General features: G+C 62.7%; 23 protein-coding genes and 2 pseudogenes. 11 read left to right on the plus strand and 14 right to left on the minus strand.

Annotated elements, in window-relative coordinates; genetic code table 11:
* Position 1: 1 nt before the first annotated feature.
* From F6X37_RS25045 to F6X37_RS25060, 4 genes are read right to left on the minus strand one after another with little or no spacing between them, the layout of a single operon-like run.
* Positions 2–823, minus strand: coding sequence for an FAD binding domain-containing protein (locus F6X37_RS25045; protein ID WP_187613158.1), 822 nt, complete (start codon positions 821–823; stop codon positions 2–4).
* Complete coding sequence (locus F6X37_RS25050; RefSeq protein ID WP_187613159.1) at positions 820–3,849, minus strand: xanthine dehydrogenase family protein molybdopterin-binding subunit; 3,030 nt, start codon at positions 3,847–3,849, stop codon at positions 820–822. The genes F6X37_RS25045 and F6X37_RS25050 overlap by 4 nt, the downstream gene beginning before the upstream one ends.
* Positions 3,846–4,469, minus strand: coding sequence for a UbiX family flavin prenyltransferase (locus tag F6X37_RS25055; protein WP_090807398.1), 624 nt, complete (start codon positions 4,467–4,469; stop codon positions 3,846–3,848). Before F6X37_RS25055 ends, F6X37_RS25050 begins: the two co-directional genes overlap by 4 nt.
* On the minus strand, positions 4,462–5,955 hold the full coding sequence (locus F6X37_RS25060) for a UbiD family decarboxylase (RefSeq protein ID WP_187613160.1): 1,494 nt from the start codon (positions 5,953–5,955) through the stop codon (positions 4,462–4,464). Before F6X37_RS25060 ends, F6X37_RS25055 begins: the two co-directional genes overlap by 8 nt.
* A 290-nt stretch (positions 5,956–6,245) precedes the next feature.
* On the opposite strand from F6X37_RS25060, the gene F6X37_RS25065 reads away from it, so the two are divergent.
* The 6 genes from F6X37_RS25065 to F6X37_RS25090 all read left to right on the plus strand — a co-directional run bounded on the left by F6X37_RS25065 (position 6,246) and on the right by F6X37_RS25090 (position 11,538).
* The gene (locus F6X37_RS25065; protein WP_187613161.1) at positions 6,246–7,187 is read left to right on the plus strand and encodes a LysR family transcriptional regulator; all 942 of its coding nucleotides are present in this window, start codon (positions 6,246–6,248) and stop codon (positions 7,185–7,187) included.
* Complete coding sequence (locus F6X37_RS25070; RefSeq protein ID WP_187613162.1) at positions 7,184–7,786, plus strand: aldehyde dehydrogenase family protein; 603 nt, start codon at positions 7,184–7,186, stop codon at positions 7,784–7,786. Before F6X37_RS25065 ends, F6X37_RS25070 begins: the two co-directional genes overlap by 4 nt.
* Positions 7,787–7,946: 160 nt before the next feature.
* Positions 7,947–8,177, plus strand: coding sequence for a hypothetical protein (locus F6X37_RS25075; RefSeq protein WP_187613163.1), 231 nt, complete (start codon positions 7,947–7,949; stop codon positions 8,175–8,177).
* A 256-nt stretch (positions 8,178–8,433) separates the two neighbouring features.
* Positions 8,434–9,789: an MFS transporter gene (locus F6X37_RS25080; protein WP_187613164.1), complete on the plus strand. Its 1,356-nt coding sequence runs from the start codon at positions 8,434–8,436 to the stop codon at positions 9,787–9,789.
* 150 nt (positions 9,790–9,939) lie between these two features.
* On the plus strand, positions 9,940–10,911 hold the full coding sequence (locus F6X37_RS25085; protein WP_090807390.1) for a dipeptidase: 972 nt from the start codon (positions 9,940–9,942) through the stop codon (positions 10,909–10,911).
* A 93-nt stretch (positions 10,912–11,004) separates the two neighbouring features.
* A complete protein-coding gene (locus F6X37_RS25090; protein ID WP_187613165.1) occupies positions 11,005–11,538 on the plus strand; it encodes a DUF5943 domain-containing protein in 534 nt (177 codons plus the stop codon).
* 859 nt (positions 11,539–12,397) lie between these two features.
* Here the strand turns inward: F6X37_RS25090 and F6X37_RS25095 are convergent.
* From F6X37_RS25095 to F6X37_RS25105, 3 genes are read right to left on the minus strand one after another with little or no spacing between them, the layout of a single operon-like run.
* Positions 12,398–12,913: a DUF2867 domain-containing protein gene (locus F6X37_RS25095; protein WP_090807386.1), complete on the minus strand. Its 516-nt coding sequence runs from the start codon at positions 12,911–12,913 to the stop codon at positions 12,398–12,400.
* A 36-nt stretch (positions 12,914–12,949) separates the two neighbouring features.
* Positions 12,950–13,126, minus strand: a complete 177-nt coding sequence (locus tag F6X37_RS36440; protein WP_187613198.1) for an SDR family oxidoreductase — start codon at positions 13,124–13,126, stop codon at positions 12,950–12,952.
* Positions 13,123–13,647: a TetR/AcrR family transcriptional regulator gene (locus F6X37_RS25105; protein ID WP_262420017.1), complete on the minus strand. Its 525-nt coding sequence runs from the start codon at positions 13,645–13,647 to the stop codon at positions 13,123–13,125. Before F6X37_RS25105 ends, F6X37_RS36440 begins: the two co-directional genes overlap by 4 nt.
* Between F6X37_RS25105 and F6X37_RS25110 the strand changes: the two are divergent.
* The 5 genes and pseudogenes from F6X37_RS25110 to F6X37_RS37685 all read left to right on the plus strand — a co-directional run.
* A pseudogene (locus tag F6X37_RS25110) lies at positions 13,606–13,818 on the plus strand (glutathione binding-like protein); the annotation flags it as partial. The gene F6X37_RS25105 and the pseudogene F6X37_RS25110 sit on opposite strands and share 42 nt — an antisense overlap.
* 625 nt (positions 13,819–14,443) lie before the next feature.
* Positions 14,444–14,665, plus strand: coding sequence for a hypothetical protein (locus F6X37_RS25115; RefSeq protein WP_187613203.1), 222 nt, complete (start codon positions 14,444–14,446; stop codon positions 14,663–14,665).
* Positions 14,666–14,892: 227 nt separating this feature from the next.
* Positions 14,893–17,298 (plus strand): beta strand repeat-containing protein, encoded by a 2,406-nt coding sequence (locus F6X37_RS25120; RefSeq protein ID WP_187613166.1) that lies wholly within the window; start codon positions 14,893–14,895, stop codon positions 17,296–17,298.
* Positions 17,299–17,518: 220 nt separating this feature from the next.
* Positions 17,519–17,908 carry a VOC family protein gene (locus F6X37_RS25125; protein ID WP_090810234.1) on the plus strand — a complete coding sequence of 130 codons (390 nt, stop codon included), beginning with the start codon at positions 17,519–17,521 and terminating at the stop codon, positions 17,906–17,908.
* Between the two features lie 318 nt (positions 17,909–18,226).
* Positions 18,227–18,313 (plus strand): annotated as a pseudogene (locus tag F6X37_RS37685) (ketosteroid isomerase); the annotation flags it as partial.
* A 466-nt stretch (positions 18,314–18,779) separates the two neighbouring features.
* Here the strand turns inward: F6X37_RS37685 and F6X37_RS25135 are convergent.
* The 7 genes from F6X37_RS25135 to F6X37_RS37690 form a co-directional block, all read right to left on the minus strand.
* Positions 18,780–20,285: an amidase gene (locus tag F6X37_RS25135; RefSeq protein WP_187613168.1), complete on the minus strand. Its 1,506-nt coding sequence runs from the start codon at positions 20,283–20,285 to the stop codon at positions 18,780–18,782.
* 28 nt (positions 20,286–20,313) lie between these two features.
* Positions 20,314–20,946: a GntR family transcriptional regulator gene (locus F6X37_RS25140; protein ID WP_316251998.1), complete on the minus strand. Its 633-nt coding sequence runs from the start codon at positions 20,944–20,946 to the stop codon at positions 20,314–20,316.
* An 80-nt stretch (positions 20,947–21,026) separates the two neighbouring features.
* A complete protein-coding gene (locus tag F6X37_RS25145; protein WP_187613170.1) occupies positions 21,027–22,337 on the minus strand; it encodes an amidase in 1,311 nt (436 codons plus the stop codon).
* A gap of 2 nt (positions 22,338–22,339) precedes the next feature.
* Entirely contained in the window at positions 22,340–23,317 is a 978-nt protein-coding gene (locus F6X37_RS25150; RefSeq protein WP_184063207.1) for an ABC transporter substrate-binding protein, read from the minus strand.
* Entirely contained in the window at positions 23,314–24,126 is an 813-nt protein-coding gene (locus F6X37_RS25155) for an ABC transporter permease (RefSeq protein ID WP_184063209.1), read from the minus strand. Before F6X37_RS25155 ends, F6X37_RS25150 begins: the two co-directional genes overlap by 4 nt.
* Positions 24,119–24,979: an ABC transporter ATP-binding protein gene (locus tag F6X37_RS25160; protein ID WP_090807368.1), complete on the minus strand. Its 861-nt coding sequence runs from the start codon at positions 24,977–24,979 to the stop codon at positions 24,119–24,121. The genes F6X37_RS25155 and F6X37_RS25160 overlap by 8 nt, the downstream gene beginning before the upstream one ends.
* Positions 24,976–25,431: a hypothetical protein gene (locus F6X37_RS37690; protein WP_187613171.1), complete on the minus strand. Its 456-nt coding sequence runs from the start codon at positions 25,429–25,431 to the stop codon at positions 24,976–24,978. Before F6X37_RS37690 ends, F6X37_RS25160 begins: the two co-directional genes overlap by 4 nt.
* Between the last annotated feature and the right edge of the window lie 69 nt (positions 25,432–25,500).

Genomic DNA, 25,500 nt, shown 5'->3' on the forward strand with positions numbered 1-25,500 from the left:
CTCACGTAGCCTCCTCGATCACACGCCATCCCAGTTGCCGGACGAGATTGCGTCGATATTTCGCGCTGATGTACGCGTCGTCCTGCGCGTTCAGCTTCCAGCTCAGGTCGTTCAATGCGCCGCGCAGGTCGTCGCCTGTCAGACGCGGCCAGCTTTCCGCCACCGGCCGGTCCGCGACGCCGCCGACCGCGATACGGATCGAATCGTCCGTCACCACCGCCGCGCACGCGACGATCGCGAAATCGCCGTGCCGCGCCGAGAACTCGGTGAACGCATAGCGTTCGCCGGGCTTCCTGAGCGGAAAGCGCACGGCTTCCACGAGTTCGTTTGGCTCGCGCGCGGTCATCAGCATTCCCTGAAAAAAATCCTGCGCGGCGAGCGTGCGGCGCTTCTTTTTCGAGCGCAGCATCACGTCGCCGCCGAGCGCGGCCAGCACCAGCGGCAGTTCTGCGCTCGGGTCCGCATGCGCGACGGAGCCGCACACCGTCCCGCGATTGCGAATCTGAAAATGCGAGATATGCGGGAACGCCATCGCGAGCATCGGCACTTCGTCGCGCAGCGTGGGACGCCATTCGACGCTGCCTTGCGTCGCCGCCGCGCTCACGACGAGATGGCCTGCTTTGTCATCCACGCGCACGGCGTCGAGTTCGGCGGTGCGCGAGATATCGACCAACACGCGCGGCTGCGCGAGCCGCATGTTGAGCACGGCCATCAGCGATTGACCGCCCGCCAGCACGCGCGCGTCGTCGCCGGTTTGCGCGAGGGCGTCGAGCGCGTCTTGCGTCGTCATGGCGCGCAGATAATCGAACGGCGCGGGCTTCATACGTGCCTCCTGAAGCGGGCCAAAATCCGCGCAATCCACGACTTGCGCTGCTCGACGGGCTGGCCCGCCGCCTGCCGTCCGAGCGATTCGAACAATTGCTTGAGCACGACCTTCGCCGCGCCTTCGAGCATGCGTGCGCCGACCGCCGCCACCTTGCCCGACACCTGCGCTTCATAGTCATAAGTGAGGCGCGTGCCGGTTCCCTGCGGCGTCAGTTCGACGAGACCGTTGCCGCGCGCGCTGCCGAGCGGCGAGATGCCCGCGCCCGCGAGCCGCAGCCGGTGCGGCGCGTCGATCTCCGACAAGCCGATGCGCGCCTCGAAGCGCGCCTTGATCATGCCGACGCCCACCGTCACGTCCGCGCGATACTGATTCGGCGCGGTCTCGTCGAGCGCATGGCAGCCGGGAATGACCTTCGCGAGCGCCTTCGGGTCGAGCAGCACGCCGAACACGGCTTCGGGCGTCGCGGGCAAATCGACCGTGCCGCGCGCCGTCAACGCCTTGCCGCCCGGCGTCGCGGGCTTCGCAGCCGGTGCTTCGCGCAGTTCGGGCCGCGACGGTTCGGGATCGTCGATGCCGATCAGCGCCATCACTTTGGGCGGCGTGAGCGGCAGGCGGATATCGTCGACGCCGAGGGCATCGGCCACCGCATTCGCGATGCACGGCGGCGTGCTCATGTTGTTGCCTTCGCCGAGCCCCTTCGCGCCGAGCGGCGTGAAGGGCGACGGCGTCTCCAGATGTACGATCACCGGGTCGGGCACTTCGCAGGTCGTCGGCATCAGATAGTCGGCGAGCGTGCCGGACTGGAAACTGCCGTCCGCACCGTAGCGGAACTCTTCCATCAGCGCCGCGCCGACGCCTTGCGCGAACGCGCCGCGAATCTGGCCATCGGCGAGTGCGGGATTGAGTAGCGTGCCGGCGTCGTGCGTCGTCACATAACGGTCGATGCGCACGCGCCCCGTCACGCGGTCTACTTCCACGCCGCACATGTCGAACGCGAAGCCATACGCCGCCGACGTGTTGATGCGATCCTGCTCGTCGGGCGCGTCCATGTGCGGCGGCGACCAGAAGACGCTCTCGCGCAGACCCGGCTCCTCGCCTTCCGGTAACAGCGCGGGCGCCCAGTGCGGCGCATTGCTTGCGGCGCGCGCGAACGGCAACGCGCGCTCTTCGGCACCGTTCGGAAAGACGCGCGCGCCTTCGAAGCGCACGTCGCCGGGCGCGCAGCCGAACTGCTTCGCGAGAATGCGCGCGAGCTTTTCGCGCACGCGGGTCGCGGCCAGATGCACCGTGCCGGCCACCGCGCCCGCGAATCGGCTCGAATAATTGCCCGCCGCGACGGACCACGCGTCCTTGTGCGTATCGAATTCGACGTTCACGACGATGTCCTTCGGGTCGAGCCCGAGCACATCCGCGACGACTTGCGCGCACACCGTCATGTGGCCCTGGCCCGCTGGCGTCGACGCGATGGTGACGACCACGCCGCCGAGCAGATCGACGCTCACCGTCGCGCTGGCGATCGCGCCGTTCTTCGGCCCGGCTTTCTTGCGGGCGTCGGGCGGCATCACAGTCGTGATGTATCCCATGTTCGATACCGACGGCTCCACGATCGCCGCGAAGCCGATGCCATAAAGACGCCCAACTTTGCGCGCCGCGTCGCGTCGCGCGACGAGTTCGTCGTAGCCGCCTTCGGTCATCGAGCGGCGCAGCGCTTCCTGATAGTTGCCGGAGTCGAGCAGCGCGCCCGCCGTCGCGCGATACGGAAAGGCATCGGCGGGAACGAAGTTGCGGCGGTACACATCGAGCACATCGAGCCTCAGTTCGACGGCGATACGCTGAATGAGCCGCTCCAGCGCGAAGTAGACCTGCGGTCCGCCGAAGCCGCGCACGAGGCCGGTCGGCGTCTTGTTCGTGAGCACGACGCGGTTGCGCACGACGAGATTCGGAATGGCATATGCGCCCGTCAGGCAGCCGTGCATCCGGTAGAAGGTCGCGGGTTCGGGCGCGCGCACGTAGCCGCCGATATCTTCCAGTTGATCGTAGGAAAGCGCGACGATGCGGCCATCGCTTTCAACGGCCGCTTCGATGGTCGAAAGGCGCGCGGTCGCGGAAGTCGCCGCGCTCAGGTGTTCGAGCCGGTCCTCGACCCATTTCACCGGCGCGCCGGCCTTGCGCGAGGCGAGGCACATCAGCACGACATACGGAAACACCGCCTGCTTGACGCCGAAGCTGCCGCCGGAATCGCGCGGGGCCTTATGACGCAGACGGTTCGCGGGAACGTTGAGCGCCATCGCCATGACGGCGTGCAGCGAAAACGGTCCCATGAAATTGGATGTGACGTCATAGCCTTCGCCGCCCGACAGATACTCGGCGATGACCACGCCGCATTCGATCGGCGCGCACGTGTTGCGCGGATAGTGCGCGACGAGCTTCACGCGATGCGGCGCGTTTTCGAACGCGGCTTCCGGTTCGCCATAGCGGAAACGCCGGTCGCTGATCACGTTGCTGCCGACGCGCTCGTGCAGCACCGGCGCATCGCCCCGCACCGATTGTTCGATGGACGTGACCGGATCGAGCATCGCGTAGTCGACCTTGATGAGGTCGAGCGCGTCTTCCGCTAGCGCGCGGGATTCCGCCATCACCACCGCCACCGGCTCGCCGACGTAGCGCACGCGGTCCATCGCGAGCGCCCACTGCTCCATCGGCGACTTCACGCCGACGACGAAGGGTCGCGACCACGGACGCAGATCGTCGCGCGTGAGCACGGCGTGCACGCCGTGCAGCTTCGATGCGGCTTCGGTATCGATGGAAACGAGTTCCGCATGCGCGTGCGGCGAGCGCAGAATCGCTGCGTGCAGCGTGCCGGGCTTCACGGCGATATCGTCGCCGTAGCGGCCGCGGCCCGTGAGAATCGCGGGGTCTTCGAAGCGCTGCAGCGGCTGGCCGACGTGGCGCCGCGGCTTCGCGGCATCGCTGTCGGCCACGCGCGCGTTGATATCGGCAAATCCGGTTTCGCGCTGATTCATGGCGTCACTCCGTCATCTTCGCCGCGGCTGCCGAATTCATCGGCGAGACCGCTCCAGCGGCGCGCAATCTCGCCGTGCTCGATGCCGAGCAGATCCAGAATGCGCCCGACCGTGTGATCGACGACATCGTCGATGGTCTTCGGATGCGCATAGAACGCCGGCACCGGCGGCATTACGATGGCGCCCATTTCGGTCGCGAGCGTCATGTTGCGCAGATGCGCGAGATTGAGCGGCGTCTCGCGCGCGACCAGCACGAGGCGGCGGCGCTCCTTGAGCATCACGTCGGCGGCGCGGGTCAGCAGATTGTCCGCGAAGCCGTTCGCGACACCCGCGAGCGTTTTCATCGAACACGGTGCAATCACCATGCCTTCGCTGAGGAACGAACCGCTCGCCACGGCCGCGCCGATATCGCGCACGTTATGCACGACGTCCGCGAGTTGGTCGACGTCGCCGCGCGTGAGGCCGAGCTCCTGCGCCGCCGTCACTGCACCCGACGCCGACACGATCAGATGCGTCTCGTGCGTGCCGAGGCGCCGCAGCGCAGCGAGCAGCCGCACGCCGATGACCGCGCCGCTCGCGCCCGATATGCCCACGACGATGCGCTTCTTCCGCTCAGCCATGATCGCGCGCGAGGTAGGCGTCGAGCGCGCTGTTGTCGGCGGCGACGAGCGCGGTCAGATCCGCGGTGTCCTGACCCGGGATGCGCACGCGTGTGAAGACATGCGCCGGATAGACGACCGGGCGCGTCGCGTCGAGTCCCATCTTCGCGCTGATGCCTTGCAGATGCGCGGGGGCGTCGTCGGGCTGGCCGACCGTCGTCGAGGGATCGAGCGGCGAGCCTTGCGCGCCCGCGACGACGACGAGATCGCGGTCGGCCTGAAAGCGCGTCGCAATCGCCCATTCGATTTCTGCGGGATCGTGCACGTTCACGTCCGTATCCACGACGACGACCAGCTTGATGTCGTAATGCGCGCCGAACGCGCAGAGAATCACGTTCTTCGCTTCGCCTTCGCGTTTCTTGTCGAACTGCACCCACAGGTGATAGCGGCACACACCGCCTACCGACAGATGCACGTCCTTCACCGCCGGATGGCTGCGCTGAAGGTGCGCGAGGAGCGTCGCTTCGCGCGGAATCGCGCCGAGCAGCAGATGCTCCATTTCGGCCGGCACGATCGTATGAAAAATCGGGTCGCGCCGATGCGTCACCGCCGTCACTTCAATGACTTCGCGCGCTTCCTTCGCGCTGTAGTACTTTGGGAACTCGCCGAATGGGCCTTCCGGCTCGCGCACGTTCGGCAGAATGCGTCCTTCTATGACGATCTCCGCGAACGCGGGCACATGCACACCGCTCGTCACGCATTGCGCGACCGGCAGCGGCGCGCCGTGCAGCGCGCCGGCGATTTCGAGTTCGTCGTTATCGATGGGCGTGATCGCTTGCGAAGCGAGCATCGTCAGCGGATCGACGCCAATGGCGACGGCCACGTCGAGCGCATCGCCCGCTTCCTCGGCGGCGCGCTGGAACGCGTAGAGATGGCGCGGCAGCAGCAGAATCGCCATGCGATCGCGGCCATGCACCTGAATGCGGTTGATCGACACGTTCTGCACGCCGGTGCGCGGATTGCGCGCAATCACGAGACCCGCGGTGACGTACGGGCCGTTGTCATGCTCGCTATGCGTGGGAATAGGCAGAAGCGCGTGCAGATCGATTCCGCTCGTATGCGCCACTTGCTGGCACGGCGCGTCCTCACGAGCAATGACTTTCGACGCGAGCGGCTCGGCGGCAGCGGCGGAAAAACGTGCGAGCAAAGCGGCTTCGTCGACGCCCATTGCTTCGGCAATCCACGCCCGCTTCGACATGAATCCGCTCACGACCGGAACCGCATGGCCGCCGGGGCGCGTGAAAAACGCCGCCTGCGTGCCGTCGAGGCGTTTGGCGATAGCGGCGAGTTCGTGTTCGAGCGCAACCGGCTTGTCGATGGTCGCGAGGCGTCCCGTCTTCGCGAGATGCGCGAGCCAGTCGCGCAGCGAGAGCGAGCACGCCTCCGAGCCTTCCGGGGCCCACGAGAATGAGGAAATTCCGTTCTTTGCGGCATCGCGTATGTTCATCAGCGTCTCCATCTGTGCTGTGCCCGGCAAAGTGATGCCGCAGCGAGCGATGGGGTCAAGCGTAGCGATATCGCGCCATAACTTCTAATAGTGTTTTCTGATGCGCTGGATCATTCACTCTTATATCAGTGTTAGCCCCGATGACAGCGTTCTTGCGGTTACGTATCAATAGATCCGTCCCGCAACCCGTACTGGCGGGCGCGGGCGGCAACGGCGCGCGGCAGGCACGCACCGTTCGACGTGATAATGCAGGTGGTGGCTATTAGCATCGCTGATGCACGAGGGGTGAGATGGACCTCAAGCAAATTCAGTACTTCATCGCGCTGTTCGAGGACGGCTCGGTTACGCGGGCGGCCAAGCGCCTGAATATCGTGCAGCCCGCGCTCAGCATGCAGATCGCGAAGCTCGAGGACGAACTGCATCAGCAACTCTTCGAGCGCGGCGCGCACGGCATGGCGCCGACCGCGGCGGGGCGGCTGATGTATCGCCTGTTTCTGCCGATCATGCGCGACCTCGCACACGCGCGGCAGCAGATCGTTCAGCGCGATGAAGTCGTGACGGGACACGTCGGCATCGGGCTGATTGCGTCGGTCACGGAGAGCGTGCTCGCGGATTCGCTCTCGCGCTTTCATGCGCAATATCCGGATGTCGAAGTCACGGTCGCCGACGGCTACAGCGCGACTTTCATCGACTGGGTGGCGGGCGGTCAGCTGGATGCCGCGATCATCAACAAGCCGCGCGCGCGTCTGTCGCTCGACTCCCGCGCGCTGCTCGACGAAGAGATGGTGCTCGCAACCAGCGCCGCGCACGGCCCCGATCTGCCGCACGCCATTGAACTCGCGCAGCTGCCCGAACTGGAACTCGTGCTGCCGACCAAGCGCCACGGCCTGCGCGGCGTGCTCGACAGCGCCGCGCAGCATGAAGACGTGCTGCTCGCGCCGCGCTTCGAAATCGACGTGCTCTCGACCATCCTCAAGCTCGTCGAAAACACGCGCTTTGCGACGATCCTGCCGCGCATCGTGGTCGAGCGCGCGGCGCGGCATGGCACCTTGCGCGCGTGCCCGATTCTCGCGCCGCGCATCGTGCGGCATGTCGTCTGCGTGAGCCATCCGCGAAGGCCGTTGAGCGCGGCGGCCGAAGCGCTGATCGCGATCATCGGCGACGAGCTGCATCAAGCCTCGAATATTTCGTGTAACGAACCATCCCCTTCTTTGAAGGAACGCTCCGCATGAACGCATCACGCTGGATTGCCGGCGAATGGACCGGCACGCCTACGCTCGACAGCATCGATCCCGCCACGGGCGAGGCCATCGGCCAGTTCGCCGACGGCGGCGCGGATGAAGCCGATGCCGCCATCGCCGCCGCGCGCCATGTGTTCGATCGCACGACGTGGGCGCAGGATGCACGTCTGCGCCAGGACGTGCTGCGCGGCGCGGGCTCCGGCCATGCGTTTCTGTCGCCGACGCTCGTCGAGCATGGCGATCCGAAGGCGTTCTTCTGTCAGGACGAGATTTTCGGGCTGTTCGTCGCGCTCGAAGTTTTTGAAAGCGAGCAGGAAGCACTTGAGAAGGCCAACGATACGGTCTTCGGCCTGTCGGCCAGCGTGTGGACGCACGACGGCGCGCGCGCGTTGCGCACCGCGCGGGCGCTGCGCAACGGGACAGTGTGGATCAACGATCACAACAAGCTGTTCGCGGAAGCGGAAACGGGCGGCTACCGGCAAAGCGGGCTCGGGCGTCTGCACGGTTACGACGCGCTCGCCGACTTCACCGAGATCAAGCACATCTGCATGCCGGCGGGCATCGTGGAAGGCGTGGCTCCGCTTCGTTGATGCGCCAAAGGCGCGTGCTAGCGTCCGCCGCAATGCGGCATCAACGCGGCAAGCCAGATCGCGACCGCCACCGCGCCGCCATCGGGCCAACCCACCGCACGCGAGCCTTGATACATAAGGCGAAGGCGGCCAATTTGGCCAGAGGAAGATCCGTCAGGAGATGGCTTCGCATTACTTCGTGGCGGTCATTCCAACCCGGAGTAAAAAACCCCGCGATAAGCCGAAAGCAGAGTTGTCGGTCCTTCTGGCGCAGAGATGGGTCATCGCCCGCCTACGCAACCAGCGCTTCTTCAGCCTGGACGACGCGCTCGGTGACTCTCTGCTCGATCTCCGGCGACCCGTGCCTCCGCTCGATCCGGCGATCGATTTCGCATTCAAATCAGTGGCTTAGGTCGGGATGGGAGATGCGGGATACGGCGGATTTTTTGCGAATCCCGGCCGACCCTCCGCCTCGCTCAAAATACCGGAAGCCGAATCAGCGCGCTGAAAACCTGGCGCTCTCGTTACAACGTAATGGCGGGAATGTTCTATGACGCCGACTTTTGGTCCCTTCTACTCTCTATCGATCCTTACTTTTTGAAGCGCGATCGATTACGCATGTGGGTGATGCTTTCACGGCACGCTCACAGCAACTACGGGAGTATCGAATGTCTAAGGCACCGTCCCCTGAAGTCGATATTAGAACACTGCGCAAAGTCATCATGGCTGCCTCGATTGGTAACTTTGTTGAATGGTTCGATTTCGCAGCGTATGGTTTCCTCGCAACTATCCTCACTAGCGAGTTTTTTCCGAACAGCGATCCTTCCGCGGGCCTCCTGAAGACTTTCGCGGTGTTTGCAGTGGCTTTCGCATTTCGTCCGGTCGGTGGCATAGTGTTTGGCGTAATTGGAGATAGGATTGGGCGCAAACGCACGCTGGCGCTGACCATCTTGATGATGGCCGGGGCGACCACACTGATCGGCTTGCTGCCGACCTACGCCGCCATCGGTGCTCTCGCGCCGTTGTTGCTAACCGTGATTCGCTGCGTGCAGGGCTTTTCGGCCGGTGGTGAGTATGCTGGCGCCTGTGCCTACGTAATGGAGCACGCCCCGCAAAACAAACGCGGCTGGTACGGCAGCTTTGTTCCCGTGTCGACTTTTTCTTCATTTGCGATCGCGGCCGTCGTCGCTTATGCGCTTGATGCAACGCTTTCGGCTGATGCAATGAGCGCGTGGGGATGGCGCGTGCCGTTCCTCGCGTCCGCACCCATCGGGCTCATCGGGCTGTACCTGCGCATCAGTCTCAATGAAACACCCGCCTTCCGCGCTCTTGAAGGCGAGCACCAGGTGGCGCATGCGCCGTTGCGCGAAACGTTCCGTACGCAGGCGGGCGGCATTCTGAAGCTCGGTGCATTTATTTCAGTGACAGCATTGTCCTTCTATACCTTTACTACCTATTTCGCGACATATCTGCAGGTCGTAGGACACATGAGTCGCGCAACTTCGCTGCTGATCACCGTTGTAGCACTTTTGTTTGCTGCGGCCATTTGTCCGCTTGCCGGCCTGTATTCTGACTTCGCCGGACGCCGCATGACATTATTCACCACGTGCGCGCTGTTAATCGTAATCGTCTATCCCTCGTTCTCGCTCGCCGGCTCGGGACAATTTCTGTCAGCACTGATCGGCGTGGCAATGCTCGCGACAGGCGCGGTGTTGTCGGGCGTGGTGACGGCTGCGTTGTTGTCGGAAGTGTTCCCAACCAGGATGCGCTATACCGGGTCGGCCATTACCTATAACCTCGCCTACACGATCTTCGGGGGCACCGCGCCGTTGGTCGCTACCTGGTTGATCGGCACGACCGGAAACAATCTGTCGCCCGCTTTGTATCTGATCGCCGTATCTTTCATGGGCCTGATCGGCGGGATGATGCTTCCAGAAACTTCACGAATGTCCTTGCAAGATGTGGGCACTGACAACGACCCAGCTATAGGCGAGATGCTCGGAGCGCAGCGACCGCTCAGGTAGCCCGGATCGTTCGAAGCTTTCCCGAGACTGCCGGCCGGCACGACGCGCGGCTTTGGCGTCGGCGAATTCCGCGAGGTTGGCCGCCTGATCCTCCAAGCTTGCGCACAGCCATAGCGACCCCACGCGCCAGAAGCCTATACGGAGCATCGAATGAGCAATCTGCATGAGAACAGCATCATCATCGACGGCCTGAACATTTCGAAATTCGACCGCTCGGTGTTCGAGGACATGAGGAAGGGCGGCATCACCGCGGCCAACTGTACGGTGTCGGTGTGGGAGAGCTTTACGAAGACCGTCGACAACATCTCGTTGATGAAGCAGCAGATCCGCGCAAACAGTGAGTTGCTGACGCTCGTGCGCACCACCGAAGACATCGCGCGTGCGAAGAAGGAAAACCGCACTGGGGTGATCCTGGGCTTCCAGAACGCGCATGCGTTCGAGGACAACCTCGGCTATATCGAAGCCTTCGCCGACATGGGCGTGCGCGTCGTGCAGCTTTGCTACAACACGCAGAACCTGGTCGGCACCGGTTGCTATGAGCGCGACGGTGGGCTGTCGGATTTCGGCCGCGAAGTGATTACCGAAATGAACCGCGTCGGGATCATGGTCGATCTGTCGCACGTTGGTGGCAATACGTCGTCGGAGGCCATTGCGTTCTCGAAGAAGCCGGTCTGCTATTCGCATTGCCTGCCGTCGGGTCTCAAGGAGCACCCGCGCAACAAGTCCGATGAACAGCTGAAGGAAATCGCCGAGGCCGGCGGCTTCATCGGCGTGACGATGTTCGCGCCGTTCCTCAAGCGCGGAATCGATGCGACGGTCGAGGACTACATCGAAGCCATCGACTATGTCGTCAACCTGGCCGGCGAAGATACGGTGGGCATCGGCACCGATTTCACGCAGGGCTACAGCGTCGACTTCTTCGACTGGCTCACGCACGACAAGGGCCGCTATCGCCGTCTGACGAACTTCGGCAAGGTCGTGAACCCGGAAGGCATCCGCACGATCGGCGAGTTCCCGAACCTCACCGCGGCCATGCAGCGCGCAGGCTGGAGCGAGACGCGCATCCGCAAGATCATGGGCGAAAACTGGGTGCGCGTGTTCCGCGATGTCTGGGGCGCATAAGCACCGAAGCCCGATCCTCATTCATCGAAACGCGACGGGCGCCGTGACGAGCGCCCGCGCGAACCGAAACTCACTCCTCGGAGCACCCTCGCGATGCAACCGCAACTGCCGATCGACGTCGATCCGAACACTGGCGTCTGGACCTCTGACGCACTGCCGATGCTGTACGTCCCGCGCCATTTCTTCACGAACAATCACAAGGCTGTCGAAGAGGCGCTCGGGCGTGATGCCTACGCGGAGATCCTCTACAAGGCGGGTTACAAGTCGGCCTATCACTGGTGCGACAAGGAAGCAAAGCAGCACGGCATCAGTGGCATAGCCGTATTCGAGCATTACGTGAAGCGTCTTTCGCAACGAGGATGGGGCATCTTCACGATCGTCGAAGTCGATCCGGTGAGCGCGCGTGGGCGCGTCGAACTCCGTCACTCATCCTTCGTGCTGGCGCAACCGGGCAAGCACGGCAAGCTTTGCTACATGTTCGCGGGCTGGTTCGCCGGCGCTATGGACTGGGTGAACGACACTACTGAAGCTGGCGAGGGCGCTCCGCGCTCGCAGTCGAAGGAAGTGCAATGCGCAGCGGAAGGCCACGACCACTGCGTGTTCGAAGTGTCGCCAGTCGCGCAATAAACCGTTTTCTCGCAATAAGCTGACCTGAGATGCTGAGAGACGGCGCCAGAGCGTAGGCCATTGCAGTACGCGAGAACGGACATCGTGTCCCTGACGCGACGTACAAGTGCGTATTCGACGGCAAGTCGAGCGCAGATTCCACACTTGCCCGAGCGCGGATTCCACGACTGCCCGAGCATGAATTTCACGTGAAGTCGAGCGCTGGAATGTGAGGTAACCACGCGGGTAACCCATGGCACCCTCGACGTTTTTGCGTCGGGAGTGCGAATGCCGAACAACAGGTTATCCATGCGTCAGATCAAGGAAGTCTTACAGCTCTATTAGGTCTATTAGGTCTATTAGGGGGGGCCCGGTAGGCGCGATTTCCTATCATAAGCGCCGGGGTTATGTACCATTAGCGACTCCCCCGCAAAATTGTCATAGCGTGACATATAAAATCCGCTGTGCAAGTAGGGCCGACAGGGTCACGGAACGAAATCCGGCCCCCGCAATTCGCCCCCCTACGGAGCGGTCCGAATTCAAAGCAGATATCCGCGGACCCAAGCGAGACTTGGTGGACCATGTCGGATTCGAACCGAGTTTGTCCATTCGGAGGCGGATTATGATCCGGATACTGCGAAAGCGGACGCTCAGGTCGTCGCTACTGAGCACGTCGCTACTGAGCACCCTGGAGACTGACCGCTTAGGCCGACAACGTGCTGGCCAATCTGACCGAGCGAATGGCCGTTGCATCTCGTTTCGGCCGTTGGTGCCGCCCTTCGATACCTCGGAATTCAAGCAGTTGATATCAACGGCGACGGCAGGCGGTGCCACCGCCTGCTCTCTGGCTGAGCCGCGCAGACGGCTCAGTGGATCGCCGTTATGCATTGGGCCATCCTAGCCGCTGCGCTCGATGAAGCGAGGCTCGTACGACAACCCGATGAAAAGGTGCGATGAGCGTAATATAGGCTCGCCCCAGCGGACGATTGTAGAAGACGAGCGTCGTCACTATGAGGCGGGATCGCCCGTGAGATGACGGCTGCACGAGGACCGACACGCGGAAATCCAGATGCGTGTCATCCTCGCCGAGAACGATCTCGTCGTCATATCGTTCGAATACGTGAAATAGGCTTATCCTGTCGCCTCCTTTCTCCTTGAGGTCAACTGCTGTCTTCAAGCCGAACGGCCGCACGAGAATGTCGCGGAATCTCAGCAGCATGCCAATCCATGCCGGCTGCCTGGCAAAGACGTGTCGTGCGAGAGCCTCTGCGTCGTGGCAGGCTCTTTCTGGCAGGTCCACCGAGAACGCGTCCGCGAAATCAGCCAGGCCGTACGACCGTCTCAGCTGCGAGGTCGGCGGCAAATCGGACTGTTCGATCTTCGGATAGCAATACATGTGCGATCACCAATGCGAGGGTCTTGGGCCGAGATATTAGAGCAGCGAGATGCCGCCGTCGACCACCGACTCCGCGCCCAACATGTACCGCGAAACGTCAGTCGCCAGAAATAGCGCCGCTGTGGCGATATCGCTCGCTTCGCCCATCCGGCACACCGGCACCTGCACCTCGAAGGCCAGGAGGCGTCGTACCGACTTTTTTTCTGCTGCTATGCCGGCAAAAGACCAGCAATACGATAGCTTTCAATTAAGCCATCATAGACAGAGATATCCGCGCGACTTCTGGCGATGAGTTGAGCGCCAGCGACGGCTGCGAAGATGGCGCGAGCACGCCCCTCGCGCTCCTCGGCGCGGACAATGGCCGTGGTGGATAGCACCTTGCTCAGCCATGCAACATTCACATCAGCAAAGGTTTGGACCTCTTTCGTCACCGCCTCCGGCAAGTCATCAGATTCGGCGGCCATGAAGCTGCAGAGGCATATGCGATTATCACGCTCCAGTGCCTTGCGAAATGTATCCGGATAGCGGCGCAGACAGTCGCTCGGATTCGCGGATTCGACCCAAAGTGCATCCAGCGTGGCTGCCGAGTCCTCCCAATAACGCCTCGCCACCGCTGCTCCGAGATCGGACTTGCTTGCGAAGTGATGGTAGATGCTCGCGGCCTTGATGCCGACAGCCTCAGCGAGATCACCCTCAGGGGCATGCAGTACTTCAATGACGTCCTGAAAAAGCAGCCTTTTGTCGCCGGGGATGCGTTCTCGATGGCCGACATCACCGTCATTGGCGGCTTGGTCTTTGCGTCGATCGTGAAGCTGCCGGTGCCCGCAGAGTACGAAGCCCTTCTCGCCTGGTACGCGAGAGTGCGCGAACGCCCGAGCGTCAAGAGCCAGCCGGCATTTGCCTGAAATCGCAGCTGTCGTCGGCCTTCATTGATGAGCGACCAATCTTTGGTTGCAAAACTGGGGCGACCGGTACGCATGAGTTGGACGACTGGTGAACTCAGTCGCGACCGGATGGCTACGACGCCAAGGTCGCGCGGCGGATCAGTCAGCCGTTGCGGCATCACGTAATGCGTTGCCGTGCCAGCCCTTTTGGATTGGGCGGGTCTGTGGCACGATCCGATGCAGAGATCCGCCTGTTCCATTTCGTGCGAGACTATTTTTAGTGCATGACGAAGCTAAGCGTCGTCGTGAGGATAAATTAAAGCGTTTGCTGAAACAATAAAGCATTTCGTGAAAAAATTTGCATTAAAGTGGAAGCTGGATTTTGTCTTCATCTTCTGCTTAATTCCTTAACCCCTGGCGATTAAAGCAAAACACGAATCCGGGGAAAGCAGAAGATGAACGACAAAGCTCCGGTCTAGTGGAGGCTGCCGTGGTCCTGCTAAACGAGAAGCTGGCTGTTATTTGCAAAGTTAAAGTTGAAGATGGATTTTCTTTCAAGTAATGGATAACGGATTGATTCTAAAGTAGCCTTTAGCGATGACAGTTTTGTCCGATCGGCGTTTTTCCGCGCCAATGAACCGGCCCCTTGAAGAATTGGAAGAAACTTGCTCGGATTCAACAAAAAGGTGATCGGGGCGGGGCGAGGGCGCTGGCGTTCAAATGGATACGCATCCTCTACCGTTGCTGGCAGACGGGAAAACCCTACGATGAGAGCGCCTATCTGAACGCGTTGAGAACACATGGCTCGCCACTTCTCGAACGCGCGACGCTTCCAGGAAGCACCACGCTTTCCTCTGAAACCACTTGACGGACTGGCTCAGGGCGTGTTGCCGCCACTCTGTCTCGTGGAGGCTCTACGGCAGATATCCAAGGGACAACTGACGGTGAGCAGAGCACACACGTGCCGACAAGGGGCGCAAAACGCGTAGATTTAGGCGCATCCCGACAACGTCTCCCGCTATTCTTCATACACGGTCGCGCAGTTCGCGCCCTTTCCTCGCGCGTGCCGACCGTCTTGCGCTTACACGGGGACGTATGAGCCCTGCTGCTAGATTGTCGCGTCTACGGCGCGCACCTGGAAGCTGTCGGTGGTCGCGAAACATCTCGCTGGTCATCGCGCTTGCACTGACTGAACTGTTCTCTGGGCAACAGGCCTTCGCGGCAGGACCGCTGCCGCAAGGCGGCCGCTTCATAGGCGGCTCAGGAAGCATTGCTCAGAACGGCACGAACCTGAACATCACGCAAACGGGCTCGCGGGGGATCATCGAATGGGACAGTTTCTCGATCGGACCGCACGGCACGGTTTCGATCAACAACGGCACGGGCGCGACACTCAATCGCGTGACGGGTAACGACTTCTCCGCGATCCTCGGCACGCTGAGCGGCACCGGCAGTATTTACCTTGTCAACCCGCATGGGGTTCTAATCGGGCGAAACGGCGTGGTCTCGACGGGCGGGCGCTTCGTCGCTTCGACGCTCGACATCCCCAACGACACATTTTTGAATCCGCCCGCGATCGGTGGGTCGGTCTACACGGGCAGCTCCACGGCGAATGTGATCAATCTCGGCAGACTCATCTCGTCGGGCGGGGACGTGTTCCTCATATCGGCTAACAAGGTCACGAACGCAGGGACAATCGATGCGCCAACCGGCAATGCCGAACTTGCCGTGGGGCGTCAGGGCCGTCTGCTTGACGGCACGGATCAGCAAGTTTTCGTGGACGTCGGAAGCGGCGGCACGGTGACGAACACGGGCTCGGTGCAGGCGGCTATCATCAATTTGCAGGCGGCCGACGGCAACATTTTCGCGCTCGCGGGTCATTCGGGAGCGCTGCGCGCCACCGGCACTGCGTCACGCGCCGGCCACGTGTGGCTCGTCGCGAACACCGATACCGCCACTTCAGTTATCAACACCGGTAGCGTCGACGCGCGCGGGGCGCAGATCAGCGCACGCAATGCGGACGGCAGCGGCGGCGCGGTCGATATGTCCGGCAAGGAGGTCGAGGTCGGCGGCGCGGACGTTCAGGCGAAAACCTGGAACATCACAACGGGGGACTTCATCACGGACGCCTCCACCGCTCGCACGCTGAGTGCAAGCCTGAGCCACGGTGCCTCGATCAACGTGGACGCGAACGGCGGCGACGGCCTGCTAGGGGCGACCGGCGAGGGAGACATCGCTATCGACGCGAGCATTCGCTGGCACGGCGCCGCGTCGCTGACGCTCGACGCGGCGCACTCGCTGACCATTGCGCCGAACGCGACCATCGCCAATCGCGGCACAGGCTCGCTGATTCTCAATGCCGACTGGCATGGATTCGACAACGGCGGCAGCGTGACCAACCTGGGCACCATCGACTGGTCGCGAAGCACGGGCATCGTCACGGCGCTCTACGACATGAACGGCAGATACACGCCCGGTACGTTGCGCAGCAATCCTTCCTGGAGTGCCGCGCCGTTTAGTGGCCTGGTGACGCAGATCACCGCCTATCAGCTAATTAACTACCTGGCAGACCTTAGTGCGGTGAACAACAACCTCGCTGGCAACTATGCGTTGGGCAACCGGGCAATCGATTTCCTGGATCCGGTGAATTTCAACGGCATCGGCACCGCCGCCACACCGTTCACCGGCCAGTTCGACGGAATGGGCCATGGCGGCGTCACGGGACTCAATATCCCCGGCGACGCCGATACCGGGCTTTTCGGCGTGATCGGCAAAACCGGCGTCGTGCGCAATTTTGATCTCACACAAAGCTCAGCGACCTCCTCCGCAGGACCGGTCGGCTTGCTCGCCGGCACCAACTATGGGCTCATCGTGCAGGTCGGCGTCTTCGGTAGCGTCCAATCCACGGGCGACACAAGCAGCGTGGCCGGAGGGATCGTCGGCGAAAATCGGGGCCGCGTTGAACAGTCATTCGCCGGGGTGAGCGTAAGCGGGGCGGGCACGGTCGGTGGTCTTGCCGGTACGAACGACGGTTGCATCGACCAGTCTGTCACGTTGGGCGCGGTGACGGGCGGTGCGCAAGCCACGATCGGCGGACTCGTCGGCGTGAACAATGGCGGGATCAACCAATCTTATGCAGAGGAAATCGTGGCGGGTGGCGTGACGGGTGGCGCAGTAGTTGGCGGCCTCGTTGGCCGCAATGCGGGCGTCATCCGCGAGTCCTATTCGGTGTCGACGCTCGCGCCTGATCCGGGTGCAACGACAGGCGGTATCGCGGGCACGAATAGCGGCCGGATCGCCGCGGACGTGTTCTGGAACAGCGAGTCGTCCGGGGCGACGGCAGGCGTCGGCTCGGGCACACCGGTGGCGAGCTCAAGCGGACTCACGGACGAACAACTGACCGAGCCGGCGAGCTTCGGCCCGACGTGGGACTTCAGCGCGAACGGTGTTTGGGTCGTCGGATTTCCCTACCCGACGCTCCGCTGGTTGAGCGGATCCTGATATCCGGGCACTTGACTACAGTTCTGTGTAAGGCTTAGTGCCAGTTTCGAGCGACTCCGCTTCGTGGACTGGCAACCATATCTCGACTGGGCGTCACCGGCAAAGCGCGCAGCCGGCGCGGTTGGCGCAAGTCGACCCGATACGGCCCTTCAAGCTGCCTGGCAGCGGTCGTTCAATCGCTGGGAAAGCGGACGTCATATATGGGCCGCAGGAGAAGCCGATGAAACGCACATGGACAATCATTGGTGTTGCTGATGTGGCCCGCAGCTTCAAGTGGTATCAGTCGCTGTTCGGACAACCGGAAACGCTGCCAGCGCATGACTACTTCGGGCAAATCGTCGACACGGATGGAACGGTCTTGCTATGCCTTCACCGGTGGGGCGCGCACGAGCATCCTCCGCTGGCTAGTCGCGACCGTGCGGAACCTGGCAACGGACTGCTTTTGTTCTTTCGTATCGATGATTTCGACGATGCGCTGCTGAGAGCCCGCGCGCTTGTCGCCGGACTCGAAGAGGAGCCCAACGTGAACCCCAACACCGGAACCAAAGAGTTTGCGCTCCGCGATCCTGACGGGTACTACGTCATGGTGAGTGCGCTCGACCCGCCCTAACACTTCCATCAGGCGGTCGCGCGGCCAATGGCTACTATCGAGCATTTGCGCCTTCGCTGCGCAGGTCCGCAACTGGCCGTTCAGTGCCTCATGCAAGCGGCATATGCACGCCAGGGCAGCGCGATGCAGCGATCGACAGCAGCCGGACCCGCTCCGGCCAGTCATCCCCTCCGAAGCAGCCGTTCAACGTTTCACATGAGTCGCGTGCGCGGCTTGTCCGCGACTCGCCGCTCGATGAAGCGATGAAGAAGAAATCGGATTGCCATACGTGGAGCCGGCGAGCGGCGTGGTGCCGCTTGTTCCCGGAGAGCGCTGCCTCACGTCTTCACGATCGAAAACGGAAGAATCACGAAATTCAAGGAATACCATGACACGGCGGCTGAAGCGGCGGCCCATCGGCGATAGAAACATTGGTCTACCTTGATTAAAGCCCAGGCAACGTTCAGCGACCGCGAGTTTGGCCCTCATGTCGATTTTCTTCGGTAATTTTCTTCGGTACCACCAGCGGCGGCGTGCGTCGATCCGCAACATCGCCCCCTCCCGCACGCGCCTGGATGCCTCGTGTGGGTCACCGCAACGCTTCGCTTGACGAATAACGCGCTCGGGGCATTCTCTTTCGTCAAAGGCCCGCCCCGTTGCGCCACTAGCCCGCTTTTCGCGTGGGACGGATCTGGGCGCCGGATTCGGGCCTGTCCCGGCGTTTCAGCGCACCGGAGAAGGCTATCCGCCTGCGCCTCCTGCATCGCACGACAGGCCTTGTAAACATGTCTTTATGCTGAAGTCCAGTTATCGAATATCGCCAAGAGAGCTGGCAAGATCCCTCTTGGGCTCGCATCACGAATGACAGCCTGAGTTTGTCGTCAAGCCGTCACTAGGCCATCCTCGAACGATTCGATAAGATCGGCGCGGACGACACGATAGACCGCAGCTCAGGGACCGGCTCGGACAGTGCTTTAAGATCCGGCGCAGGTCGCCGCAGCGCGTCGTCCGTAGCAAATGCCGCTTCGAGCGCCTCCGAAATGTCCAGCAACCGCCCATCTCCACGCGCTGGGCCGACCAACTGCACACCAAACGGCATGCCGGCATGATCGACCCCGCACGGCAGCGACAACGCCGGATTGGTCATCAGCGAAACGAGGTAAGTCAGTCCCAGCCAGCGATAGTACGTATCGAGCGGCTTGCCATTGATCGCTTCGAGATGCCATTGGGACCACGGAAATGGCGTGACGGACACCGTCGGCGAAACGATCACGTCATAGTGCTGCACGAGCGACTGGAAGCGTCGATACAGCGTCGTTTGCATCTTGTGCGCCCAAACGGCGTCGCCGAGCGTCATCGATGCGCCCAGCTCGAAGTTCGCGCGCGTATTGGGTCCAAGCTGCGACGGATCGCGCTCATAGATTTCCGCGAACTGCGCAACGAAGTTCTGCGCGCGCACTACGTCGAAGCATCGGTCGATGCCGCTCATGTCGATGCATACCGGTTCGCACACCGCCACGTGCCGTGCGATCTTGTCGACCTTCGCGCGGAACGTCGCGCGGGATGCGTCGTCGAGCGCGCATACCCCGAAGTCATCGGTAAAGCCGATGCGCAGCCCCGACGCATCGATCGGACGGCGCTGCGCAAGCGCGGCCGAATCGACGTCGTGAGCTAGCGGATCGCGCGCGTCGAAGCCAGCCTGCGCGGCAAGCAGCAACCGCACATCGGCGACGGTACGGGCCATCGGGCCGCTCACGGTAATCGGTGCCCACCCGAGTTCGCGCCGGTCGCCCGGCACGAGTCCCGGCGATGGCCGCAGTCCCACAATCCCGCAGAGCGCGGCTGGAATGCGCAGCGATCCGCCCGTGTCCGAGCCGGTGCAGAGCGGGAGCATGCCGGTTGCGAGCGCTGCGGCCGATCCGCCCGACGACCCCCCCGCGTTCAGCAGCGGCGCAAAGGGGTTGCCCGTCGCGCCCCAGACGTCGTTGCGGGTGTTCGCACCCGCGCCCATTTCGGGCGTGTTGGTCTTGGTTGTCACGATGGCGCCCGCCGCCCGAATGCGTGCGACCATCCCGTTGTCCTCGTCCGGAACGTTTGCGCGGAAGAGCTTCGAGCCATACGTCGTGAGTACGCCGGCGGTCTCTTCCAGATCTTTCACGCCGATGGGCACGCCATGCAGCAAGCCGAGCGGCTCGCCACGCATCACCGCCGCTTCCGCGCGACGCGCTTCGTCGCGCGCACGTTCGAAACACGTCGCCGCCATCGCGTTGACGGCAGGGTTAATCGCTTCGATGCGCGCGATGCACGCGTCAAGCAGTTCGACTGGCGAGACACTGCGATCGCCGATCAGTCGGCGCGCATCGACGGCGGAGAGAGAGACGAGAGAGTCGTGCGTCATGGGCATCGAGGAGGAATCGGATAAGAGCTCAAGCCGCCGCTGGCGAAGGCAAGGCCTGCCCGACACAGGCGATGATCGCATCGCGCGTGTTCTCGAGATGCGCGTACGTCTGCTCATGCACGGCGCGCATATCGCGGGCGCGGTAGGCGTCGAGGAGATCGGCATGCTCGCGGTTGTTGCTGTCGAGGATATCGCTCTTGACGTGCATCGAGAGGGACACGTAAGGCCGCGCGACCAGCGACAGCCCTTCGACCAGTTCAAAGAGACGCGTGCCGGCGGCGCTCGCCATCAGATGCTTGTGGAACTCCTCATTGAGGATGGCCCATCTCTCGGACGACAATGTCGCGCACATTTCATCATGCACCTTTTCGGCGGCGGCGAGGTCGCCATCGGTGGCATGCCTGCAGGCGCGTTGGGACAGCATCGGCTCGAGCACCATGCGCAGTTCGTAGATTTCGCTGACGTCCGCGGCCGTGAGCGCGCGCGTGACGACGCCCTTGTTGGGGTCGATCGAGACCAGCCCTTCCGCGCGCAGGTCGCGGAACGCTTCGCGCACCGGCGTCGTACTGACGCTGAGGCGTTTGGCGATCTCTTCCTGCCGCAGCCGCGAGTTCGGTGGATACACGCCGCTTAGAATCTCGGCGCGCAACGTGCCGAGCACGTATTGCTGAATCGTACGAAAGGGCTGGCTCATGTTCGTCTCCGTGAGCGGTCGTTATCGTATGTTGCGCATTTCGTCGATCAAATGGTGACGGCGCGTCTTTCGAACTTCAGCATGCTTTCGATGCGCGCGGCAACGCGCAGCAGCTTCGCATCATCGCCGAAAGCGCCGACGATCTGGAAGCCGAGCGGCAGATTTGCATCGCTCCAGCCGGAAGGCACATTGACGGCGGGCGCCCCCATCAGGCTCCAAGGTGCGCAGAAACGGGCGTCGCCCGTATCGGCGTGTCCGTGGGGCGCTTCACCGCTGGCGGGCAAGGTCACGAGCGCGTCGCAGCCTTGCAGCAGCGCGGCAGACTGCGAGCGCACCTGCGCCTGCAACAGCAAGGCTTGCTGATAGCGCTCGAGCGGCATCGCCTGGCCTTCGGACAACAGCACGCGCATGTGTTCGCTCATCAGCGCGGGCGCGCGTGCGGCTACATCGCCGACGGCGCGATACGCCTCGACCGCGAGAATCGTCAGTGTCGCTTCGCGCATTTGCGGCAGGTCCGCGCCGTAGTCCAACTCGACGATGCGCGCGCCGCCTTCGCTCAGCGTCCCCAGCGATGCATCGAAGTTGGCGTGTTGATGCGGCGCGATGAGTTCGTCCCAGAACGGCGTGCGAACGACGCCGAGCGTGAGCGCGGAAGTGTCGCGCGGAAAGTGATCGCGCCACGCCGCTTCGCTTTCGACTGCCTGAAGAGCGCCTTCGACGAACAACGCATGCGCGACGGCGACATCGTCGACGGATCGCCCGAAGAATCCGACGTGATCGAGCGACGCAGCCAGCGGATGCACGCCTTCGCTCGGCACCGCGCGATACGACGGCTTGTAGCCGACGATGCCGCAATACGCGGCCGGGCGAATGATCGATCCGACCGTCTGCGTGCCGATGGCGAGCGGCACGATGCCCGCTGCGACGGCCGCCGCCGATCCGCTCGACGAGCCGCCCGGCGTGTGCGCACGGTTCCACGGGTTGACGGTCGCAGCCGGTCCGCGCCAGGCGAATTCGGTCGTCGCGGTCTTGCCGAAGACCGTCCCGCCGAGCGCGCGGATCATCGACACGATGCGCGCGTCGCGCTCGGGCCGATGCCCGTCGTAAGCCGGCGAGCCGTAGCCCGTGGGCATGTCGGCGGTATCGGCGAGATCCTTGACTCCGATGGGCACGCCCACGAGCGCACGCGCCACGGCGCCGCGCACGGCGTACGTATCCGGCCGATGCACGAAGGCCCGAAGCCACGGCTCCAGCGCATCGGCGCGGGCCTGCGCGTCCAGCAGCGTCGCGCGCGCGGCGGCTTCGTCGTGACGATTAGCGAGCAGTGTCGTGAGCAATGATTGATCTGATCGATTCATCGTTACTTGCTCGCGGCTGCGGCGAACGTGTTGTCGACGCCATTGGCATAAGTGATTGCGCCGGGTTTGATGTTGCCGATCGACTCCTGCAGATCGAGCGCATTGCGGAAGGCCTGCTCGGAAATACCGGGCGTGGCCGCATAGATCTTCTGATCGATGAGACGCTGCACCGCCGAATCGACGATCTTCGGATCGAGCGATGGGAATTCGGCGCGCGCGACGCTCTTCGCCGTGTCGTGCGATTGCTGAATCAGAGCTTCGGCTTCACCGATCGACTTCACGAACGCGGCTACCATCTTCGGCTTGCTCTTGACGGTGAGAGAGAGCGTGTCGATGGTCGAGAATGCATAGCCGCCCGGATACGCCTTCGGGAACGCGTACACGATGCGATAACCCTGCGCGAGCCCCGTTTCCGCTTGCGGCATATAGAGCGCGGCGGCTTCCGAGCGCCCCGCCATCACCGGCGCGAGTTCGGTGCCGATCTGCACGGTGTTCATCTTCACGTCCGCGAGCTTCTGTTCGCTGATGAGCCGTTGCAGCAGATACGTGCTCGTCGACGGCGGCAGTGCGGTCGAGACGCTTTTGCCTGCGAGATCGCCGACGCCCTTGACCGTCGAATCCTTCGGCGCGATCACCCACACCGGCACGCCGGCGACCACGTTGGCCACGTTCACGAGCGATGCGCCCTTGAGGTTGGCGAGCATGGCGGTCATCGGGTCTTGCAGCGAGAAGTCCGCATGACCGCCGATCACCGCTGCAACGCCCGCCGCGCCGCTGCCCGCAGTGACCTTCTGCACGGCAAGGCCGTTCTTCTCGAAGATGCCTTTGTCGATAGCCACATAGAGCGGCAGGTACTGGATCGACTGAAATGCCTGATAGATGACCACCGGCTCGGCGGCCTGAGCGCTCGTCGCGCCGATTCCGGATGCGACCAGACATGCGGCCGCGATACTATTGAGCAGAGCGTGTGTCTTCTTCATTTTTTCTTCCAGGAAATGATCTTCGCTTCCGCGAGTTGAACGATCCAGCTGAGAACCGAGGCCATCAAGGTCAGCACGATGATGCCGAGCCAGACGGTATTGAGATCGAAGAGCGAGCCCGCGACGAACACCGCGTGACCGAGCCCCGACTGCGATGCAATGTATTCGCCGACGACCGCGCCGATCAACGCGAAGCCGATGTTCACGCGCAGCGTCGAGAAGATCCACGGCAGCGCGCTCGGAACGATGAGCTTGGTGAAGATCATCGACGGCTTCGCCTTGAACGAATGGAAGAGATTGAGCAGGTCCTTGTCGACTTCACGCGCGGCGGCGCAGGACGAGATCATCGCGACGGCGAATGTGGAGATGCCGGCGAGCCATATCTTCGACGAGGCGTCGGAACCGAACCAGATCACGATGAGCGGTCCGAGCGCAATCTTCGGAATACTGTTGAGGATGACGGACAATCCTTCGGCAACACCCGAGACTGTCGGCAGGAACCACAGCAGCAGGCCGAGACCGATCCCGAGGCCGCTGCCGATGGCGAGACCCGCCAGCGTTTCATAGAGCGTGACCCAGGTGTCGGACACGAGCGTGCCCTGCGTCAGCCCGATGACGGCGGCCTCATAGATGCCGGACGGCGAGCCGAGCAGCTTGCCGTTGATCCAGCCCGCGCTAACGGCAAGTTGCCAGGCAAGGACCAGCGCAACGACGATACCGAAGACGGCGCCCGTCGTCCCGAACTTGCGGCGCGTACGGCGTACGGCTTTCCTTGGCGTGACGTTGGTGGACAGAACGGCTTCAGTCATGGACGGCTCCTGCAAGGATGCTCGATGGAGCGACTTCATCTGCGTCGCGCGAGGTGACGTGTCCGCGCAAACCGTTCCAGACACGCGCGTGATAGCCGCGGAACTCGGGCGCCTCGCGCGCGGAGACGGCATTGCGCGGTCCGTGCGTCGTCAGTTCGATGTCGATCTGGTCTTCGATGCGTGCGGGCCGCCCGCCAAGCAGGATCACCCGATCGCTCATCGCGATGGCTTCTTCGATGTCGTGCGTGACGAGCACGACACTCGTGCCGCTTTGCGCACGCAGCGCGATGATGTCGTCCTCGAGTGCGAGACGCGTTTCGTAGTCGAGCGCGGAGAAGGGTTCGTCGAGCAGCACGAGCGTCGGATCGACGAGCAGTGTGCGCGTGAGCGCAACGCGCTGTCTCATGCCGCCTGAGAGCGAATGCGGATAGGCATCGGCGACGGCGCCGAGCCCGTAGCGCGCGAGCATCTGCCGCGCACGGGCGACATCATCGGGCCGGACCTTGCGATACAACTCAATGCCGAGCAGCGCGTTTTGCAGCACTGTGCGCCACGGCATCATCAGGTCCTTCTGCAACATATAAGCGATGCGGCCCGCTTCCCCATCTGCGCGTCTGCCGACCGATATCTCGCCTGACTGCGGCGTGAGCAGGCCTGAAATGAGATTGAAGAGGGTGCTCTTGCCCGCGCCGCTTCGTCCGACGATGGACACGATCTCGCCATGTCCCACGGAGAAGTCGAGCCGGTCGAAGATGGTCACGGTCGAGCGATCGGGCGATTGAAATCCGTGACTGAGTTGCCGCACGCGCAGCGGTTCCGCGAACGTGTTGACTGTTGCGTTCGATCCCTTCATGTCGTTCCTCGCAAGGTCTCGTACTGGTGAAGTAGTTGCTGCAATGCATAATGCACAATCAAAAATCGGAAGCTGTCCTCGTCAAAAAAGTTTTTTCTCGGTGGACTCGCATGGGATGCGTCGGTGCGCAACCTTGGTGCCGCTGCGCCTCTGCAGTGCGCGTCGCTGTGCGAATCGGTGCATGTTGCGATGAAACTGTGCGGAGCGAGGCATGAATTCAATGGCACATTAATCGCTTCGTGCAAGTCTCTTGAACGACGTTCATTCCGTTGGAAAGCCACTGCAAAGAGCGATTGCAAAGACAGGAAGTGTTCGATCCGTGCACGAGCGATCAGCCGATAGCCGCCCGAATCGTCAGCTTGCTCGACGGCGACAGCTTGATGCTGTCTATCGATCGACTGGCCGCGTTCGGACACCGTACCGATGGCGCGTGTCTCGAGAAGCGCTGACACCGCGAGATCGCGGCTGGGAGACTTACGTCGACGATTGCGCGAACCTGTTCTTTCGTCGCAACTGTCTCG

The organism is Paraburkholderia sp. 31.1 (assembly GCF_014397645.1).
Taxonomy (GTDB): domain Bacteria; phylum Pseudomonadota; class Gammaproteobacteria; order Burkholderiales; family Burkholderiaceae; genus Paraburkholderia; species Paraburkholderia tuberum.

What these genes read in the sequence shown, in the direction of transcription:
- F6X37_RS25045 (WP_187613158.1), bottom strand. Translation starts at nt 823, where the DNA reads ATGAAGCCCGCGCCGTTCGATTATCTGCGCGCCATGACGACGCAAGAC.
- F6X37_RS25050 (WP_187613159.1), bottom strand. Translation starts at nt 3,849, where the DNA reads ATGAATCAGCGCGAAACCGGATTTGCCGATATCAACGCGCGCGTGGCC.
- F6X37_RS25055 (WP_090807398.1), bottom strand. Translation starts at nt 4,469, where the DNA reads ATGGCTGAGCGGAAGAAGCGCATCGTCGTGGGCATATCGGGCGCGAGC.
- F6X37_RS25060 (WP_187613160.1), bottom strand. Translation starts at nt 5,955, where the DNA reads ATGAACATACGCGATGCCGCAAAGAACGGAATTTCCTCATTCTCGTGG.
- F6X37_RS25065 (WP_187613161.1), top strand. Translation starts at nt 6,246, where the DNA reads ATGGACCTCAAGCAAATTCAGTACTTCATCGCGCTGTTCGAGGACGGC.
- F6X37_RS25070 (WP_187613162.1), top strand. Translation starts at nt 7,184, where the DNA reads ATGAACGCATCACGCTGGATTGCCGGCGAATGGACCGGCACGCCTACG.
- F6X37_RS25075 (WP_187613163.1), top strand. Translation starts at nt 7,947, where the DNA reads ATGGCTTCGCATTACTTCGTGGCGGTCATTCCAACCCGGAGTAAAAAA.
- F6X37_RS25080 (WP_187613164.1), top strand. Translation starts at nt 8,434, where the DNA reads ATGTCTAAGGCACCGTCCCCTGAAGTCGATATTAGAACACTGCGCAAA.
- F6X37_RS25085 (WP_090807390.1), top strand. Translation starts at nt 9,940, where the DNA reads ATGAGCAATCTGCATGAGAACAGCATCATCATCGACGGCCTGAACATT.
- F6X37_RS25090 (WP_187613165.1), top strand. Translation starts at nt 11,005, where the DNA reads ATGCAACCGCAACTGCCGATCGACGTCGATCCGAACACTGGCGTCTGG.
- F6X37_RS25095 (WP_090807386.1), bottom strand. Translation starts at nt 12,913, where the DNA reads ATGTATTGCTATCCGAAGATCGAACAGTCCGATTTGCCGCCGACCTCG.
- F6X37_RS25120 (WP_187613166.1), top strand. Translation starts at nt 14,893, where the DNA reads ATGAGCCCTGCTGCTAGATTGTCGCGTCTACGGCGCGCACCTGGAAGC.
- F6X37_RS25125 (WP_090810234.1), top strand. Translation starts at nt 17,519, where the DNA reads ATGAAACGCACATGGACAATCATTGGTGTTGCTGATGTGGCCCGCAGC.
- F6X37_RS25135 (WP_187613168.1), bottom strand. Translation starts at nt 20,285, where the DNA reads ATGACGCACGACTCTCTCGTCTCTCTCTCCGCCGTCGATGCGCGCCGA.
- F6X37_RS25145 (WP_187613170.1), bottom strand. Translation starts at nt 22,337, where the DNA reads ATGAATCGATCAGATCAATCATTGCTCACGACACTGCTCGCTAATCGT.
- F6X37_RS25150 (WP_184063207.1), bottom strand. Translation starts at nt 23,317, where the DNA reads ATGAAGAAGACACACGCTCTGCTCAATAGTATCGCGGCCGCATGTCTG.
- F6X37_RS25155 (WP_184063209.1), bottom strand. Translation starts at nt 24,126, where the DNA reads ATGACTGAAGCCGTTCTGTCCACCAACGTCACGCCAAGGAAAGCCGTA.
- F6X37_RS25160 (WP_090807368.1), bottom strand. Translation starts at nt 24,979, where the DNA reads ATGAAGGGATCGAACGCAACAGTCAACACGTTCGCGGAACCGCTGCGC.